General features: G+C 53.9%; 19 protein-coding genes and 2 pseudogenes. 5 read left to right on the top strand and 16 right to left on the bottom strand.

The window, feature by feature from the left end; all coding sequences use genetic code 11:
• Positions 1-170 precede the first annotated feature (170 nt).
• Positions 171-1,067, bottom strand: a complete 897-nt coding sequence (locus AAHB66_RS09180; protein WP_347115961.1) for a diguanylate cyclase — start codon at positions 1,065-1,067, stop codon at positions 171-173.
• A gap of 288 nt (positions 1,068-1,355) precedes the next feature.
• Here AAHB66_RS09180 and AAHB66_RS09175 point away from each other — a divergent pair, with 288 nt between their 5' ends.
• Positions 1,356-1,802 (top strand): DUF441 domain-containing protein, encoded by a 447-nt coding sequence (locus AAHB66_RS09175; protein WP_142489129.1) that lies wholly within the window; start codon positions 1,356-1,358, stop codon positions 1,800-1,802.
• Here the strand turns inward: AAHB66_RS09175 and AAHB66_RS09170 are convergent.
• Positions 1,786-2,574: a helix-turn-helix transcriptional regulator gene (locus tag AAHB66_RS09170; RefSeq protein ID WP_347115960.1), complete on the bottom strand. Its 789-nt coding sequence runs from the start codon at positions 2,572-2,574 to the stop codon at positions 1,786-1,788. The two genes, AAHB66_RS09175 and AAHB66_RS09170, sit on opposite strands and share 17 nt — an antisense overlap.
• A 99-nt stretch (positions 2,575-2,673) precedes the next feature.
• Here AAHB66_RS09170 and AAHB66_RS09165 point away from each other — a divergent pair, with 99 nt between their 5' ends.
• Positions 2,674-3,876 (top strand): CynX/NimT family MFS transporter, encoded by a 1,203-nt coding sequence (locus AAHB66_RS09165; protein WP_347115959.1) that lies wholly within the window; start codon positions 2,674-2,676, stop codon positions 3,874-3,876.
• On the opposite strand, the gene AAHB66_RS09160 is transcribed toward AAHB66_RS09165, so the two are convergent.
• Positions 3,870-4,580, bottom strand: a complete 711-nt coding sequence (locus tag AAHB66_RS09160) for a CTP synthase (protein ID WP_347115958.1) — start codon at positions 4,578-4,580, stop codon at positions 3,870-3,872. The genes AAHB66_RS09165 and AAHB66_RS09160 overlap by 7 nt on opposite strands.
• Positions 4,581-4,728: 148 nt before the next feature.
• Here AAHB66_RS09160 and AAHB66_RS09155 point away from each other — a divergent pair, with 148 nt between their 5' ends.
• Positions 4,729-5,073, top strand: coding sequence for a DUF488 domain-containing protein (locus AAHB66_RS09155; RefSeq protein ID WP_347115957.1), 345 nt, complete (start codon positions 4,729-4,731; stop codon positions 5,071-5,073).
• Between the two features lies 1 nt (position 5,074).
• On the opposite strand, the gene AAHB66_RS09150 is transcribed toward AAHB66_RS09155, so the two are convergent.
• Together AAHB66_RS09150 and AAHB66_RS09145 are read right to left on the bottom strand one after the other, a co-directional pair.
• Positions 5,075-5,380, bottom strand: coding sequence for a hypothetical protein (locus AAHB66_RS09150; protein ID WP_347115956.1), 306 nt, complete (start codon positions 5,378-5,380; stop codon positions 5,075-5,077).
• Between the two features lie 56 nt (positions 5,381-5,436).
• The gene (locus tag AAHB66_RS09145) at positions 5,437-5,658 is read right to left on the bottom strand and encodes a hypothetical protein (protein ID WP_347115955.1); all 222 of its coding nucleotides are present in this window, start codon (positions 5,656-5,658) and stop codon (positions 5,437-5,439) included.
• Positions 5,659-5,735: 77 nt separating this feature from the next.
• Between AAHB66_RS09145 and AAHB66_RS09140 the strand changes: the two genes are divergently transcribed.
• Positions 5,736-6,764: a sensor domain-containing diguanylate cyclase gene (locus tag AAHB66_RS09140; RefSeq protein ID WP_347115954.1), complete on the top strand. Its 1,029-nt coding sequence runs from the start codon at positions 5,736-5,738 to the stop codon at positions 6,762-6,764.
• 44 nt (positions 6,765-6,808) lie between these two features.
• Positions 6,809-6,907: a YoaK family small membrane protein gene (locus AAHB66_RS09135; RefSeq protein WP_032617670.1), complete on the top strand. Its 99-nt coding sequence runs from the start codon at positions 6,809-6,811 to the stop codon at positions 6,905-6,907.
• A 128-nt stretch (positions 6,908-7,035) separates the two neighbouring features.
• Here the strand turns inward: AAHB66_RS09135 and AAHB66_RS09130 are convergent, their stop codons facing one another.
• The 11 genes and pseudogenes from AAHB66_RS09130 to AAHB66_RS09080 all read right to left on the bottom strand — a co-directional run bounded on the left by AAHB66_RS09130 (position 7,036) and on the right by AAHB66_RS09080 (position 14,696).
• Positions 7,036-7,284 carry a GlsB/YeaQ/YmgE family stress response membrane protein gene (locus tag AAHB66_RS09130; protein ID WP_032617669.1) on the bottom strand — a complete coding sequence of 83 codons (249 nt, stop codon included), beginning with the start codon at positions 7,282-7,284 and terminating at the stop codon, positions 7,036-7,038.
• Between the two features lie 492 nt (positions 7,285-7,776).
• Complete coding sequence (locus tag AAHB66_RS09125; protein WP_347115953.1) at positions 7,777-8,040, bottom strand: hypothetical protein; 264 nt, start codon at positions 8,038-8,040, stop codon at positions 7,777-7,779.
• Positions 8,041-8,529: 489 nt separating this feature from the next.
• Positions 8,530-8,700: pseudogene (locus AAHB66_RS09120) on the bottom strand (NADP-dependent isocitrate dehydrogenase); the annotation flags it as partial.
• Positions 8,701-8,828: 128 nt separating this feature from the next.
• A complete protein-coding gene (locus AAHB66_RS09115; RefSeq protein WP_347115952.1) occupies positions 8,829-9,143 on the bottom strand; it encodes a hypothetical protein in 315 nt (104 codons plus the stop codon).
• A complete protein-coding gene (locus tag AAHB66_RS09110; protein WP_347115951.1) occupies positions 9,143-9,382 on the bottom strand; it encodes a hypothetical protein in 240 nt (79 codons plus the stop codon). Before AAHB66_RS09110 ends, AAHB66_RS09115 begins: the two co-directional genes overlap by 1 nt.
• Before the next feature lie 84 nt (positions 9,383-9,466).
• Complete coding sequence (locus AAHB66_RS09105) at positions 9,467-10,402, bottom strand: hypothetical protein (protein ID WP_347115950.1); 936 nt, start codon at positions 10,400-10,402, stop codon at positions 9,467-9,469.
• Between the two features lie 10 nt (positions 10,403-10,412).
• The gene (locus tag AAHB66_RS09100; RefSeq protein WP_347115949.1) at positions 10,413-10,715 is read right to left on the bottom strand and encodes a hypothetical protein; all 303 of its coding nucleotides are present in this window, start codon (positions 10,713-10,715) and stop codon (positions 10,413-10,415) included.
• The gene (locus tag AAHB66_RS09095) at positions 10,715-12,376 is read right to left on the bottom strand and encodes a hypothetical protein (RefSeq protein ID WP_347115948.1); all 1,662 of its coding nucleotides are present in this window, start codon (positions 12,374-12,376) and stop codon (positions 10,715-10,717) included. The genes AAHB66_RS09100 and AAHB66_RS09095 overlap by 1 nt, the downstream gene beginning before the upstream one ends.
• A 63-nt stretch (positions 12,377-12,439) precedes the next feature.
• A complete protein-coding gene (locus AAHB66_RS09090; protein ID WP_347115947.1) occupies positions 12,440-13,888 on the bottom strand; it encodes a DUF1983 domain-containing protein in 1,449 nt (482 codons plus the stop codon).
• Between the two features lie 29 nt (positions 13,889-13,917).
• Positions 13,918-14,298, bottom strand: a pseudogene (locus AAHB66_RS09085) (phage minor tail protein L); the annotation flags it as partial.
• A gap of 134 nt (positions 14,299-14,432) precedes the next feature.
• Complete coding sequence (locus AAHB66_RS09080) at positions 14,433-14,696, bottom strand: phage tail protein (RefSeq protein WP_347115946.1); 264 nt, start codon at positions 14,694-14,696, stop codon at positions 14,433-14,435.
• Positions 14,697-14,714 lie beyond the last annotated feature (18 nt).

The following is a 14,714-nucleotide window of genomic DNA, read 5'->3' as shown; positions in this document are numbered from 1 at the left end:
CATGAATCAGGGTCAAAATTTTGCCGGGGGAAGCGGGAGGGAACAACGCTGGGTGAAGAGAATAAGAGGCGCAGAAAAGGGTTGAAAATTTAAATAATGCCGATTTGAATGTGGATTAACGCTTTGCCTCATAAATAAACATGCCAGTTATTTTAACTGGCATGTTTTCTTTAATCACAAAACTTCTGGGTTTGCAGTTCCCGGTTAATGAGCTGAGTACAATTCCGTCCGCTTTTCTTGCCGGTGTATAACGCAATATCCGCCCGCTCGAGCACCTCCCGGAGCGTCTCTCCCTCATGAATACGCGTTAATCCACCGGTAAAGGTAATGCGAATAATATGTTCCCCGGCAATAGTTTCCAGCCGGGCAATGTCACGGCGCAGGCGCTCGGCTACAATGACCGCCTCACGATCGTTGCTGGCATGCAGTAAAACAATAAATTCCTCACCCCCATAGCGATACATCGATTCTGAGCGACGAATATTATTGCTGATATTCAGAGCCAGCGAACGCAGAACAATATCTCCGTTCAAATGACCGTAATTATCATTCACTTTTTTAAAGTGATCGATATCCAGTAATAACAGATAGAGACCGTCGGCACCCAGCTCTTTATTCATGCTGCTGAACGACTCATCGAGGATGCGGCGCAGCGGCAGGCCTGTCAGCGCGTCATAGCTGGTGCGCAGCTGCAGCAGATGAACTTTATAGGTGGTCAGGGCATCGGTAAACGCCAGCAAGGACTGCTCGAAGAGATCGAAATCTTCATTGGTCTGACGATGCTCTTCAATGGCGCTAATAAGATTACGGCACGCCTGATGGACGCGAATATGTTTTTTGTTAATATCCAGTAAAAAGTTTGTATCTTCCCGCTCTTCCAGCAGGCGGGTATTCAGCCAGTGGCCAAATTCGCAATGCAGATGGGCTTCGTCACTGCATATTTCTGGTAAATCCACACTACGGCTGTCGATAAAACGCAATATTTTTACTAACCATCTGAAATGAGCATCTGTGGACTGATTCAAACCGCGAACAGTATCATCTATTTCTTTAAACTTTCTGTTCACAGGACCTCCAGACTAACAAATTAATAACAACAAAAATCATAATTGATTAAATCTCAAAAAATGTCAGCGAATGAAAATATTATATAGGCCACTACTAATAAAGCTATGAAATGATTGTTTCCAATTATCTGTAGGTTTCATTACACCCACTACAGGAAAAACCGCATCGCCAGCCCACTTCAGGCAATCGCCCAAATCAGAACATTTTTTGTCGGAAACCCTTTTTACCGGCGTGCGAGCGCGTAAAGTAAGCAGGCTTACTTTTTTTATTTTGGCAAGGAATACAACATGTTTGACCCTACCCTGCTCATTCTTCTGGGCCTGGCCGCGCTGGGCTTTGTGAGCCACAACACCACGGTGGCGATATCGATCCTGGTGCTGATCATCGTCCGCGTCACGCCCCTCAGCGGCTTCTTTCCGTGGATCGAAAAACAAGGCCTTACCGTCGGGATTATTATCCTCACCATCGGCGTGATGGCGCCCATCGCCAGCGGCACCCTGCCGGCCTCGACGCTGATCCACGCCTTTATGAACTGGAAATCCTTGATTGCCATCGCCGTGGGGGTGTTTGTGTCCTGGCTGGGCGGACGCGGCGTCACGCTGATGAGTTCTCAGCCCACCCTGGTGGCCGGACTGCTGGTGGGCACGGTGCTGGGGGTAGCGCTGTTCCGCGGCGTGCCGGTCGGCCCGCTGATTGCCGCCGGGCTGGTGTCGCTGTTTATCGGGAAGTCGTAGCCAGACTGGCGATATAGCGCGCCGGGGTCTGGCCCAGCCCCTTTTTGAACATGGTGATAAAGGCGGTGGTGGAGTCATAGCCCAGATGGTGGGCCACCTGCTGCACCGACTGGCCTCGGATCAACCCCTGCAGGGCCACAATCAGCTGGAGCTGATGTCGCCAGCGGCGGAAGCTGAGCCCGGTTTCACTCACCACCAGCCGGGCAAGGTTGCGCTCGCTCATCGCGAAATGGTGTGCCCACTGGTGCAGCGTCTGCCATTCAGCCGGGGATGCGGCCATGGTGTCACTCATCAGGCGAATTTTCGGGTGCGAGGAGACCGGGAGCTGGAGCTGCTCCTCGGGCTGGCGGGGCAGTTCATCAAACAGCACCTCCACCAGCCGCCGGGTAGCAGGCTCCTGCTGGCCGGGGCTGCGCTCCGCCAGGGTCAGGATTAACTCGCGAACCAGCGGGGAAATTTTTAGCGTACAGCAGCGGTCCGGCAGCGTCACGGCGCCGGGCTCAATAAACAGAAAGCAGAGCCGGGCGCTGGGCGTGGCCTTGTTGCTGTGCGGCAGCTGCCCGGGGATCCACACCGCAAACTGCGGCGGTACCATCCACATGGCATTCTCCACCTCGCAGGTGATCGCGCCATGCAGGGCCAGGATCAGCTGCCCCTTGCGGTGCTGATGCAGAGGGATCCGCTGCTCGTCCGCCACCACGCGCACGTGAAACGCCACCGCGGCGTCGTGCTGACTGTCGGGATCGTAGCCTTCAAGGCCGAGTCCACGCATACATTTGTCCGATATTAGCGATAATCTGTCATTTTAGCTTGATTTCAACCGTCCTGAAAATGCGTATCCTGTAGCCTCATTTCGAGGTAAGAGATAATAATGACCATAGCCCTTTCGACGACCGGCAAGCAGCGGGCGCTGCTGATTGCCGGGATCCTGATGATTGCCACCTCGCTGCGGGTGACCTTTACCGGCGCCGCGCCGCTTCTGGATACTATTCGCGGCGATTATGCCCTGACCACGGCCCAGACCGGGCTGCTCACCACGCTCCCGCTGCTGGCCTTTGCGCTGATCTCGCCCCTGGCGGCCGGTCTCGCCCGCCGCATCGGCATGGAGCGCAGCCTGCTTATCGCCCTGCTGTTGATTATCGCCGGTATCGCCCTGCGCTCTTTGCCCTCAGCAATGCTGCTGTTTGGCGGCACCGCGGTGATTGGCTGCGGTATTGCGCTCGGTAACGTGCTGCTGCCGGGGTTGATTAAGCGCGATTTTCCCGGCCAGGTGGCGAAACTAACCGGGGCCTACTCCCTGACGATGGGGGCGGCGGCGGCGCTGGGTTCGGCACTGGTGGTGCCCGTTGCCCTGAGCGGTGCAGGCTGGCACGGGGCGCTGTTGATGCTGATGGTGTTCCCGCTGCTGGCCTTGCTGCTGTGGCTGCCGCAGTGGTGCCAGCGTCCTGCCGGATCGCTCAGCGGCGCGCGGGCGTTGCACAGTCGGGGGATCTGGCGCTCGGCGTTGGCCTGGCAGGTGACGCTGTTCCTGGGCATTAACTCGCTGATTTACTATGTGATTATTGGCTGGCTGCCGGCGATCCTGCAGAGCCACGGCTATAGCGAAACCGAGGCTGGCTCCCTGCACGGGCTGTTACAGCTGGCCACCGCCGCGCCGGGGATTGTCGTGCCGCTGATCCTGCTTCGGCTGAAGGATCAACGAGGGGTGGCCGGACTGGCGGCCATCATGTGTGCGGTAAGCACCGCGGGGCTGTGGTTTGTACCGGATCTGGCGGTGATGTGGACGCTGATTTTTGGCTTCGGATCGGGGGCCACGATGATCCTCGGCCTGACCTTTATTGGGCTACGCGCCAGTTCGGCCCATCAGGCCGCGGCCCTTTCCGGGATGGCGCAGTCGGTGGGCTATCTGCTGGCCGCCTGTGGACCGCCGCTGATGGGTAAAATCCATGACGCCAACGGCGACTGGCGGATCCCGCTGCTGGCCTGCGCGCTGGTATCAGTGGTGATGGCCGTCTGCGGGATCCTGGCCGGGCGTGACCGGGAGATCACGCCAGGCAGAGTCAACACTCAGTAATTCTGTGCTGCGCGAAGCAGAGCCCGTACCAGCGGAGCCGGACGTCCTGCCAGGGCGGCGCGCTCATGCTGGAACAGCGTGGCGATAAAGAACGGGTGCGTCACCAGCTCTACGGCACGGATCTCACCCTGCGCGTCCCAGCCGGTGACGCGCATATCGCCCTTCTCCAGTTCCTGCGCAAACTCAGGCGAGACGCCGTAATTGCAGTGATACCCCTCTTCAATCTCTTCCTGTCCATAGGCTTTCGCAATGAGGGTATTAGCGCGCAGTTCAATCGCATCGCTGACCTCTACCAGCGAGCAGGTCAGCGGGGCAATCACCATCCGGCCTTCGGTATCCGTCTCGGCGTGGGCCGCATCCTGCCAGCCCAGAACGTTACGGGCGTATTCGATCAGCGCATGCTGGAAGCCACCGCAGGTGCCAAGAAACGGCACGCTGTTTTCACGGGCATAGCGTGCGGCAATAAACGCGCCTTCCGCATTTTTATAGGGGCTTGCCGGAACCAGCCAGATAGCGTCGTAGCCGACCAGGTCTTCCGGGCTGGTTAATTCTGTAGTGGCCAGCCAGTCGTAGTCGGCCGTAATTTCCAGCACCGCGGCGGCATCATCGATGGCCAGAGGGATCGCCTGGTGAGCCAGAACGTCAGGATTGTAGTCGCCGACCAGCGCAATTCGGAGGGTATTTTTTACCGCAGAGAGTTCCATAGAGTGATCCTTATGCCAGACAAATATCAGATAACATAAGGCGCCTCAGACTACCGATCTTTCGTTGATATCACAACACCTTAAAATACGTGGGCGGAATGTGGTAGCGTTGCAGCGATTTGTCATGACAGGGAAAAGGAGCAAAGAGATGATTCAGTGCAAGCGACTGTATGACGAGGCCAGTAAAGAGGATGGCTACCGGATCCTGGTGGACCGGCTCTGGCCGCGGGGGATGAAAAAGGAGGCGTTAGCCTGCGATGAGTGGTGCAAAACCCTGACCCCGTCCAGCGACCTGCGCAAGGCGTTTCACAGCGAGACGATCGACTTTGCCAGCTTCAGCAAGGCCTATTGTCAGGAGCTGGCTCAGCATCAGGATGAGGGGCTGCGGATTGCCCGCCTTGCGGACAAGCAGACCGTGACGCTGCTGTATGGCGCGAAAGACCGGGAGCAGAATCACGCTCTGGTGTTAGCCGACTGGCTGCGTCAGCTTTAAATCAATCCAGCATCAGGGCGTCGAGGGTTTCCGGGGCCTGTTCAGGCGTGAGCGGCATCAGGTGTTCCGGGCGCACAAACGCAAAGCCGTGCTGGCTATCCACCGAAAACACATCGCCGGTCACCAGCCACAGGGCGCGCTCGGCCCCTGGCGGCAGCTCTGTCATCACCCCGTTGACCGGATTCAGGAAACGCTGTCCCGGCTCACAAAGACTGAATAACTCAACGGATTTGCCGATATTGCGACGGCCTGCTGGCGTGCGTGCACCGATAACCATCGCCAGGCTGCCCGGATTTAACTGAAACATACTTCCTCGTAATTGGCTGCTGAATGCATAGGAATATTCTTAGTGCAGAGTGTATATCAGCCAGCAGAGCCTGTCACCAGGGGGAAAGTGGTATCGTTTCTCCATGATTTCTTCATTATGCCGACATGTTTGATTGCTAGAGTGGCGCTGTTCTCACCTTGACCAGAGAACATCATTCCGTAATCAAGATGTACTTTTCCCCGGCCCGTGCCGGGGATTTTTTTACCCGCCATAATTCGCTGTTCACCTCCAGAATATATGAAATGTTGTGAATTCATGTTCTACTACCCGTAGTCGAATCTTTCAGCAAAACAGACAGGTACAGAGGTCTTCTGTAAGGGAGTTTAGCAGCGTCATGTCGGATATTATTCTTGCCCGTGTTTCAGAAACGCTCAGCACTGAGCAATCGTTAGAGAGCCTGGTGCGTCAGCTGCTCGAAATGCTTGAAGTGGTGACCGACATGGAGTCGACCTACCTCACCAAAGTCGATATTAATGCCCGCCTGCAGCATATTCTGTACGCCCGAAACAGCAAACAGATGCAGATCCCGGAAGGGCTGAGCGTCCCCTGGGGCGAGACCCTGTGTAAACGCGCGATCGATTCCGACTGTTTTTATAGTGATAACGTGCCTCAACGCTGGGCAGATTGCGATGCGGCAAAAGCGCTGGGTATCACCACCTATATGAGCATACCGATTCATCTGACGGATGGTTCCCTCTACGGCACCCTCTGCGCCACCAGCACCCGCAGACAGCAACTAAGCGAACGCGGCGAGCACGTGTTTAAGCTCTTCGCCGGCCTTATCGCCCAGTACATCGAGAAAGAGTCGCTGGTCAGGCAACTGCGCGAAGCCAACTCCGCCCTCATTGCTTACTCCTATACCGATGCCCTGACCGGCCTGCCGAACCGCCGCGCCATTTTCGAGAATCTCACCACCCTCTTTTCGCTGGCGCGCCATATGAACCGCAACGCCATAATTGCCTACATCGATCTGGATGATTTTAAGCTGATCAACGATCGCTTTGGTCATGAGACGGGGGATCGGTTCCTGGTGGAGGTGGGCAAGCGCCTTAACGACGGACGCGGCGACGATGAGATTGTGGGCAGGCTCGGCGGGGACGAGTTTTTGGTTGCCTGTCTCAGTCAGGATCGCGAGAGCGGCGAACAAGCTTCATTAACCATAGTAAAAACGCAGCTGAGCGCGCAGATTGCCGGTGAATACTGGCTGGGGGACGTGCATCTCGTCTATCCGGGTGCCAGTCTGGGGGTGATTGAGGTAGATCCTGCTAAAATCGATGCCGACAGCGCCCTACAGGCAGCCGATGCCGCTATGTACAGCGAGAAGAAAGGCAAACTCAAAACGCCCTTTCTCAATATCGATTAACCCCGTACACTCAACGGGTTTTTGCATTCAGGACAGGTGGTAGCATGCGGCTTGGTATTCTGTTCCCGATCGTGATTTTTATCACGGCGGTCATCTTTTTAACGTGGTTTTTTGTCGGCGGTTACGCTGCGCCCGGGGGATAAGTGAGAAAAACAACCATCATTATGCTGATTGTCGCCATCGCGGCCGTTGCCGGTAGCCAGCTCGGCTGGTGGTAACAGATGCAAAAAGACCGCCACTATGGGCGGTCTTTTTTGTCTGAAGCGTCGGTTTAGCTTCTCACTTTACGGTAGATAAACAGCACCACCAGTGCGCCAATTACCGCGACCATGAAGCTGCCGAAGTTGAAGCCATCGACTCTGCCGAAACCGAAGAGGGTACTGATCCAGCCGCCGACCACGGCGCCGATGATACCCAGTATGACCGTAACGATGAATCCACCGCCATCTTTGCCCGGCATGATCCACTTAGCCAGAATACCCGCGATAAGCCCAAAGATAATCCAGGATATGATTCCCATAACTGCTTTCCTCTCTGTATGGTTTTTGTCGTCAAATCAAATACACACAAAGCTTAGCACAGGATTCAGAATTGCAAGTTTGTGATTGCCATCACGTGAGAAATTTAAGAAAAAAGCAATAAACCGGGGTTCCGCACAAAAATTGGGGTTGTAATCGTTAATGAGAAATATTATCTTTCTCAACACTGAATAGTTGAGCAAATCACTCGGGTATTCAGTACGACATTGCTCACATTGCTTCCAGTATTTCTTGCCCACGTTTCGTGGGCTTTTTTTTGCCCATTATGTTGCGATTTGACGTTCTGGATTTTGCTATTACGCTTATTAACACAATTCCAGTACAGCCATAATGGTATTGATAACATGAATGTTTCCAGCAGATTCGTGATTTGTATTAACCTTGTTTGTGCCAGTTCGTTGTTGTTGATTCTTTCTGACAAATTTAACTGGTTTTAATGTGAGCAGGCCCGGCACTCTGCCGGGTTCTTCATTTTAATCATCCCCTTCGATCAAAAAACCTGCGCGACGAATCGCCTCTTTACTGTCGCTGACGCCTGCGGCGTACCCGGCTTCGATATCGCATACCGGACTGGCGCTGGTGTAGGGGAGCTTAACTTCGGTGGCTAACTGCTGTTTCAGGCGGGCGTTCTCCTGGCGGAGCGAGAACAGCTCGCTGGCAAGCTCTGCCAAAGTTGCTGGCGTTAGCGTGGATATTTCGCCTGCACTAAGGCGATGAAGCCATGTGTCGTCAATCATGGTCCCTCCTCCTGGATGCCCATAAAAAACGGGAGCTCCCGGGCTCCCGCATCTATAACCCGGAAACCGGATTACATTTATTAAATTAAATTCAGTTATTCGATGGAGGTAGTTCAGATGTGGTTCGAAGAATAGTGTTCCCTGCCTGGTGGCGTTCCGGTTCACACCAGGCGTTCATTAACTGCCTCAACACGTAGATAAGCCCCGACACAATCAGAAGCGCGGATAAGGCTGCTAACAACGCAATTGTCATAAGAAACTCCATGTTCTCAGGTTTGTTTCCTGAAAATCTTAGAAGGTATTTTTCATTTGTCATCTGCCTTTAGTGAATTTTCTGAAACAGATATAACCTCGACATCTTCCGCCGCAACGCCCTTTGTCGCCCGCCATCATTCCTGGCGCTATCTTAATTTTGATAACCGTTCGAAGGTTTACAATAAAAAAACGGGAGCCCATCGGCTCCCGTTTTCATACAACCCGTAATCCGGATTACATATTCGCGATGATCGCGTCACCAAACTCTGAACATTTCAGCAGCTTAGCGCCTTCCATCAGACGTTCGAAATCGTAGGTTACGGTTTTGGCGTTAATCGCGCCTTCCATACCTTTCACGATCAGGTCTGCGGCTTCGAACCATTCCATGTGACGCAGCAGTATTTTCATGAACTCATTGTAAGTTATTAATCACTATCATAATGATAACGCAAAATCAGTTTTTCTGGCTGTTTTGACCTGCTTTATAACCTCTTGTTTTTGCGATAATGCCTTAGAGTTTTGATAACCGCTTTTTACACCGGAAGGTCATCAGTGTCTGCGCTATTGATGAAAAACGTCACTCTGCCCATGACCTCGACTTCTTCCGCTGCGTCGCCTTCTATCGCCTCGCCGTCCTCCGTGATTAACGCTTTTCCCAGAAAACGTGCGAATTGTGTCTGCCCGCCACTGAGGATCAGTAAAACCTGACCTTGGACCAACCGGGTGACCGGTTCGATCACCGCAAACCCAGTTGATGTTTCAAGAATACGGCTTTCATTCGTGGTGCAGATACTCGCGGGGGACAAGCGCTGCTCGACATAATCGGTTGCCGGAGATACGAAGCCCATCAGAACACCTGCCCCATATTGCGCAGGATCCAGTATCGGTTTTCGCTATCGTCCGGCGTCTTGTCAACGAAGCCCGTTTGGTAAAATTCTATCCACTCGTTGGCGTCGGCCAGGGTGAAATGATGATGAACCTTTGCCAGTTCGCGGATGAAGTCAGAAGACCTCAGGCACCGGTAACCTTTGGGGTTAAGCTGAATAGCAGCGTTGAAAGCCGAGTTAATGTCTGATTGGCGGGGCATGGTGACCTCTCTTTTATTATTACTGTGCATTCATACAGTAGTTTTAAAGAGAATGCAGATCAAGAAAGCCCTGCCTATTGATAATTACTGCTGAATATCCGGTTGCTCGTCTGCATTGGCTGCAGCCTCCTCCTCAAGTCGCTCCTGCTCGGCTTTCACGCGCGCCGCCTCCTCTTCTTCCAGCCTTCTGGCCTCGTCACGCTCTGCCTGAATGCGCGCCGCCTCTTCCAGCTTTTTGTTGTAGATGCTGTCAGCAGGCATCTCAACACGGACAGAGACGAACTGATCGGCAGGGATATCGATAGGGTCTCCTTCGGCAAAACCTTCGCGCTCGTTGCGGGCGAAGGTCGGGGCCCCCGGGTGAGTGCGATGGTAGGTTTTCACCAGTACAGAACCGTCAGCATTCACTTCATAGTCGAGCCATACCAGCGACTGCCTGTTGCGGTCTTTCGGGATGTCAAAGCCGCCATCTATACCACCCCACTCAGCATCGGCGTTCAGGCCCATGCAGCCGCTCACCAGATACTCACCAATACCCAGGCGCGTTACGACACACCCCTCTGATTCGTCATTGGTCTGCGCGGTGCCATCATGGAAGATCTGCACGATAGGCGATGCGCCTTTCAGCGTGCCGTCTGCCGCTTTGGTCGTGTTCGTGGTGGTATAAACTTCGCACAGTTTCCCGTTCGTGCCAGCATCAGAAGAAAGTATACGCAAGTACATTCTCGGCGCGGTTGCAACAATGGTGGGAATGACAACCTGATATACTGTGTTTGCATCAAAGGGGACGAGCAATACCGATGCGTTATCATCAATGCCGCCAAGCTTCATTTTAGATAGGTAAGTACCGAATCCCAGGCGCTGCTCCTGGTTTATGGCCTGGAGAACTGTAGTCCCAAGACCAAAAGCGCCGACCTCCATCACGTTACCAGAGGCCGTCCCGACATCACGCTGCGCGGCTGATTTCAGCCCGGTGATGTCCGCAGCGGCCAGGCTGATGCTATCTGTTCTGTTTGCCATGTTGTGCTCCTTATGCCCACACCCGGTACGGGCTGTCAGGGAATACTGTGAAGGCGTCTAACGATGCCAGGACCAGCGATTCATCGGTGACACGCAAATTAACGTGATACCCCGGCAGGCTGGCGTATTTTATAACTTCGTTTTCCTTCCCCGGGTTTTGAATTTCCGTGGTGACGGTAATAACGCCAACCACATCAAGGCTGACCTCCGGGTGATATAAGCTGCCCTGCTCTTCATCAACCACAAAACCCGCAGCAAATAATTGCGTGCGCATTTCATCGGCGTCAGCGAAGCGCAGATATAAATCTTTCATTAGCGGAGTCCTTTAACCTGGTTAGGCGTAAGTAAGCGATGCCAGATCCGAAAATTTCGAATGTGATAAACAACACTGGAATTGCTCTGAATATTGAGCGCAGTGCCAATTGAATTAGGATTCGTTGGCGCACCGTTGCGTACGTTTGTCTTGTCGTCAAAATACATGGTGCAGTTGTTCACCGCGTCCACGGTCTGTGCGTAAATTTTGGATGCAAACGGGTACGTTATTGCAACTGACGGCCCGCTGCCGCTGATGTAGCAGTTGATGGAAGCCGACACGGCACGGAAGATGATGTCGTTATTTGCGCCATTAACGCGCATTAGATCTGCATAACCAACGGATGGCGTTACGTACTTATTGACCGTAATTTCAAAAGCGAGGGTCCTGTTGAAAGGATCACCAATCATTCTGTAACCCATATTTCCGTTGGCCTGCAAGGTCACTAAATCGCTCGCCCTTGTAACCGCAGACGTACCGGTTGGAATATAGCTGGTCGCAACAGCATTCTTTTCGCACTGCGCCATTTGAACGTAAATCACCGCGCCAACTGGAAGATTAGTGCCACTGTTAAGCCATATGCCTCCCGTTACAACCCCTGCGCTTGCCGCTGTAAAGGTAACGCTCACACTTACATATCCGTCACTCCCGAGTGACGACGCGTAGGTTAGCCCTGCGGTCGCACTCATATATCCACCCGTACTGCCGTCAAAGAAGGAGTCGGCTATTTGCGCCCCATCAAGAGTGAATCTGAATCGAATTCTGTATGAGGTGGCTTTCACCCTGGCGGATAAAGTAACTTTGTCACCGACTGCCACGGTGATATTTGAACTTGCCGTTGCCTGATGATTCGCACTTGTGGCAGCGTTCACTGTGCCCCTGAAGGTATTAGCCTGAGTTGATCCATCCACAACCATGGCTTTATCAAGCGTGCTGTTACTACTCCATTTTGTCGGGTCTTCACTGTTTAAAATATAGTTTGCGGAAGAGCCCTCCATTAACAAGCCCTCCCGCTCAAAGCGTGGTTCGTTAATAGCAGCGGTCTGGAGAACACCAGATTTATCAATGTAGGTTGCAGTGGTCGACCGGGTGAACGTCATCGATCTTGACGGCAGCTCCAACAACTTACCTGAGATGGTCAGAGTATCGTAGGGCGCAAAGCCAGCCAGCAGGCGCAGATCGTCACTGAGGGGTGCCCACACGTCAGGGAATGGTGCGTCCTCATAAGGAACTGACGTCAGCAACTGCGCGGCGGCCAGTGATGCTGCGGCACTGCTGGCGCTGGCGGCTGCGTTGGTCTCCGACGTTTTGGCATTCGTCTCAGAAGTTTTCGCGTTGGTTTCTGAGGTCTTGGCGTTCGTCTCTGAGGTTTTGGCATTTGTCGCAGACGTTGCCGCAGCAGTTTTGGACGAGTTCGCGTTCGTCTCAGAGGTTTTAGCGTTTGTCGCAGACGTCGCAGCTGCCGCGGCGCTGGTCCCTGCCGCGTTCGCAGCGGTGATCAGCTTAGACCAGCTCGGCCCCGTTTTTTTCGAACCGTCTGCAAGGGTTACGGTGACGTCACCGGTGCCCGATAAAATCAGGTCCTGGTTGACGATATCAATTTGCGCCTGGCGAAAACCTTCCGTGACGGATTTAGCTAAATCGTCATCAATCGTGGCCATTCGTGATGTCCTTAAAATGAAAAACCCAGCCGGAGCTGGGTTGGATGGTCTGGGGTTATGGGATCAGGAGAAGGAGCCGGTACCGCGAGTCACAGTGATAGTTGGCGCATAAATAGCCACGGTTGCATTACTGGAGGAAACGACAATACTGGCGTCAATACGTTGCCCACCCATTCCAGTTGCCGCGTGCCGTGCGGTGAACCATAGCCCACCAATTGGAACATCATAAGTGAACGTGCGGACGTTACCCGCAATAGTTACCTGGACGGTGGACGTAACCGCACCTGTAATCCCTCGCACATATATCAATGACTCTACTACGGCGTTTTTATTCAACACGCTACTGCTAGAATCAAAATACGTCATAGCTACACTGGTAGAAACCGCATTGTTTGACCGGTTGCTGGAGTCGGGGTACACCCCTGTGTTGGCTACATCTCCAATGAATGATGTCGCTTCTACCGTGCCCTTGAAGCTCCCACTGGTCGCTTCAACTCTGCCTTTGAAACTCCCGTCAGTCGCATAGATAGTCCCGCGAACAGTCACGCCGTTAAACGTCGCATACCCGGATTTATTGATATGCCAGCCGACATTACCGGTCCCGTCCCAGTTGCTGGACTGAATGTAATTGCCGATCTTGCCGTTATCGATGGAACCGTCCTGGATGAACACCGATCGCAGGAACATCTGTCCGCCGGTCGCCGCAAATACCAGCTCCTGCCCGTTGTTGGTGGGGTTATAAACCGCGAACGTGTCTGCGCTGATGAGGAAGTTAGAGGAGCCGGTAGCATCAATGCCCAGCTGGATACCCGCGATGCGTTTAACACCGTTGGCTTCAACCTGGACTTTAACGCCCCATTGCGCGCTCAGCTTACCGTTGATATCTGCAACAGCCTGGCTGGTCGTCTGGACGTTGGCGTTTGTTTGCCCAATCGATGCCGTGACCTGCTCAATGCTGGTCGCGGTGGCGCTTTCCAAATCCGTAACTGCTTTATCAATGCGCGTGATGGCGGCGGCGTTGGTCTTGCCGTCATTTTCAACGGTGGCTTTAAGCGTAGTGACCTGCTCCGCCACGGCACTGGTGGCATCCGCTGCGGTCTTCCGGGCTTCGCTGATCTCGGCCATCGTTTTTGTTTCGCCAACGGCAAACGTGACGCGCTGATCAGAAAACGCCATGAAGTTGGCGAGCGCATTGGTGACGTTGCCGACAATACCGGCATCCCTGCTGGCCGTGTTGCCATCCACATCGACTTTCAGGCTGTCGATGCGACGACCGAGCGCGCTGTCACCATCCGTACGGGCCGTGGTTTCCGTGCTGATATCCGCAGTATTCTGGTCAGTCGTGGCCTTAACCGCAGCCAGCGCGGTGGTCTGCGCCTTGTTGTTGTCAGCAACGGCTTTTGTGACCGTGGTGATATCGGCAGTGTTTTTGCCGACAGTCACCTGCAGGCTCGAAATAGCGGTGGCCTGGGCTTCCTGCTCAGTCGTCAGCGTCGCCAGTTCCTGGGTCACAGCGGCATTATTGTCGTTTACGGTCGATTGCCGGCCGTCCAGTTGGCCGCGTCCAGGTACTTCGCCAGCGTGGTGTGGATCTTCACCTTCGCCCTCGCCAGGTCGTCGAACTCGAGACACAGCGCAGTCACGTAGTTGCCGACGTTCGACACGGAAAGCGTGGGTGTGGGCTGTGCCCCGGTACTGGACAGCTCCAGGCCTTTCAGCTCGTAAGGGTAAGGGTCGTACTGCTGACCCTGCCAGATAATGGCAGGCAGGTTGTCAGCTGCGAATGCAGACCAGCCTGCAGAAGCAATATTGTGGGCATGGAAGCGCAAAATGGTATCCATGCCAAATTCGGTGCCGTCTATTTCAATCAGCTGGACTAGCTGGCCCGGTTCCAGCTGCTGAATATCCTGCGTGAAACTCATATTCACCCCATAAAAAAAACCGCCCGGAGGCGGTAAGTCATTCTGGATTTGAAGATAATCAGGGAGCAAAGGACTGCTCGAACGTGAACGCTACTGTCGCTTTTTTTCCGGAGGGGAACGAAACACTGAAGGAATCAGCCTTCATCCGATAGAGCTTCTTCTCCCCCCCAGGGGTTCGTCCACCAGAACGATTTTGTAATGTGCGACATAAGGAACGCACGCAGCACTGAGGCCTCGCTTCGCGTGCCCGTCCAGTCAAGTTCCCAGACTTCGGACTTGTCATTGATCCCCATCCCGGCGATCTGTTTATACCCGTCGCCAAACTGGGACTGAAGCGTACGGGCGCTTTCCGTTCCCCGGGCAGTTTTACGGGTGCCCCAGCTGAATGTGTCTGTCACCGCTACCTCCTTGGGTAA

It is taken from the genome of Leclercia sp. S52 (assembly GCF_039727615.1).
Classification (GTDB): Bacteria; Pseudomonadota; Gammaproteobacteria; order Enterobacterales; family Enterobacteriaceae; genus Enterobacter; species Enterobacter adecarboxylatus_B.
The sequence above is the reverse complement of the archived record's forward strand: the minus strand, read 5'-3'. Positions and strand labels throughout refer to the sequence as shown.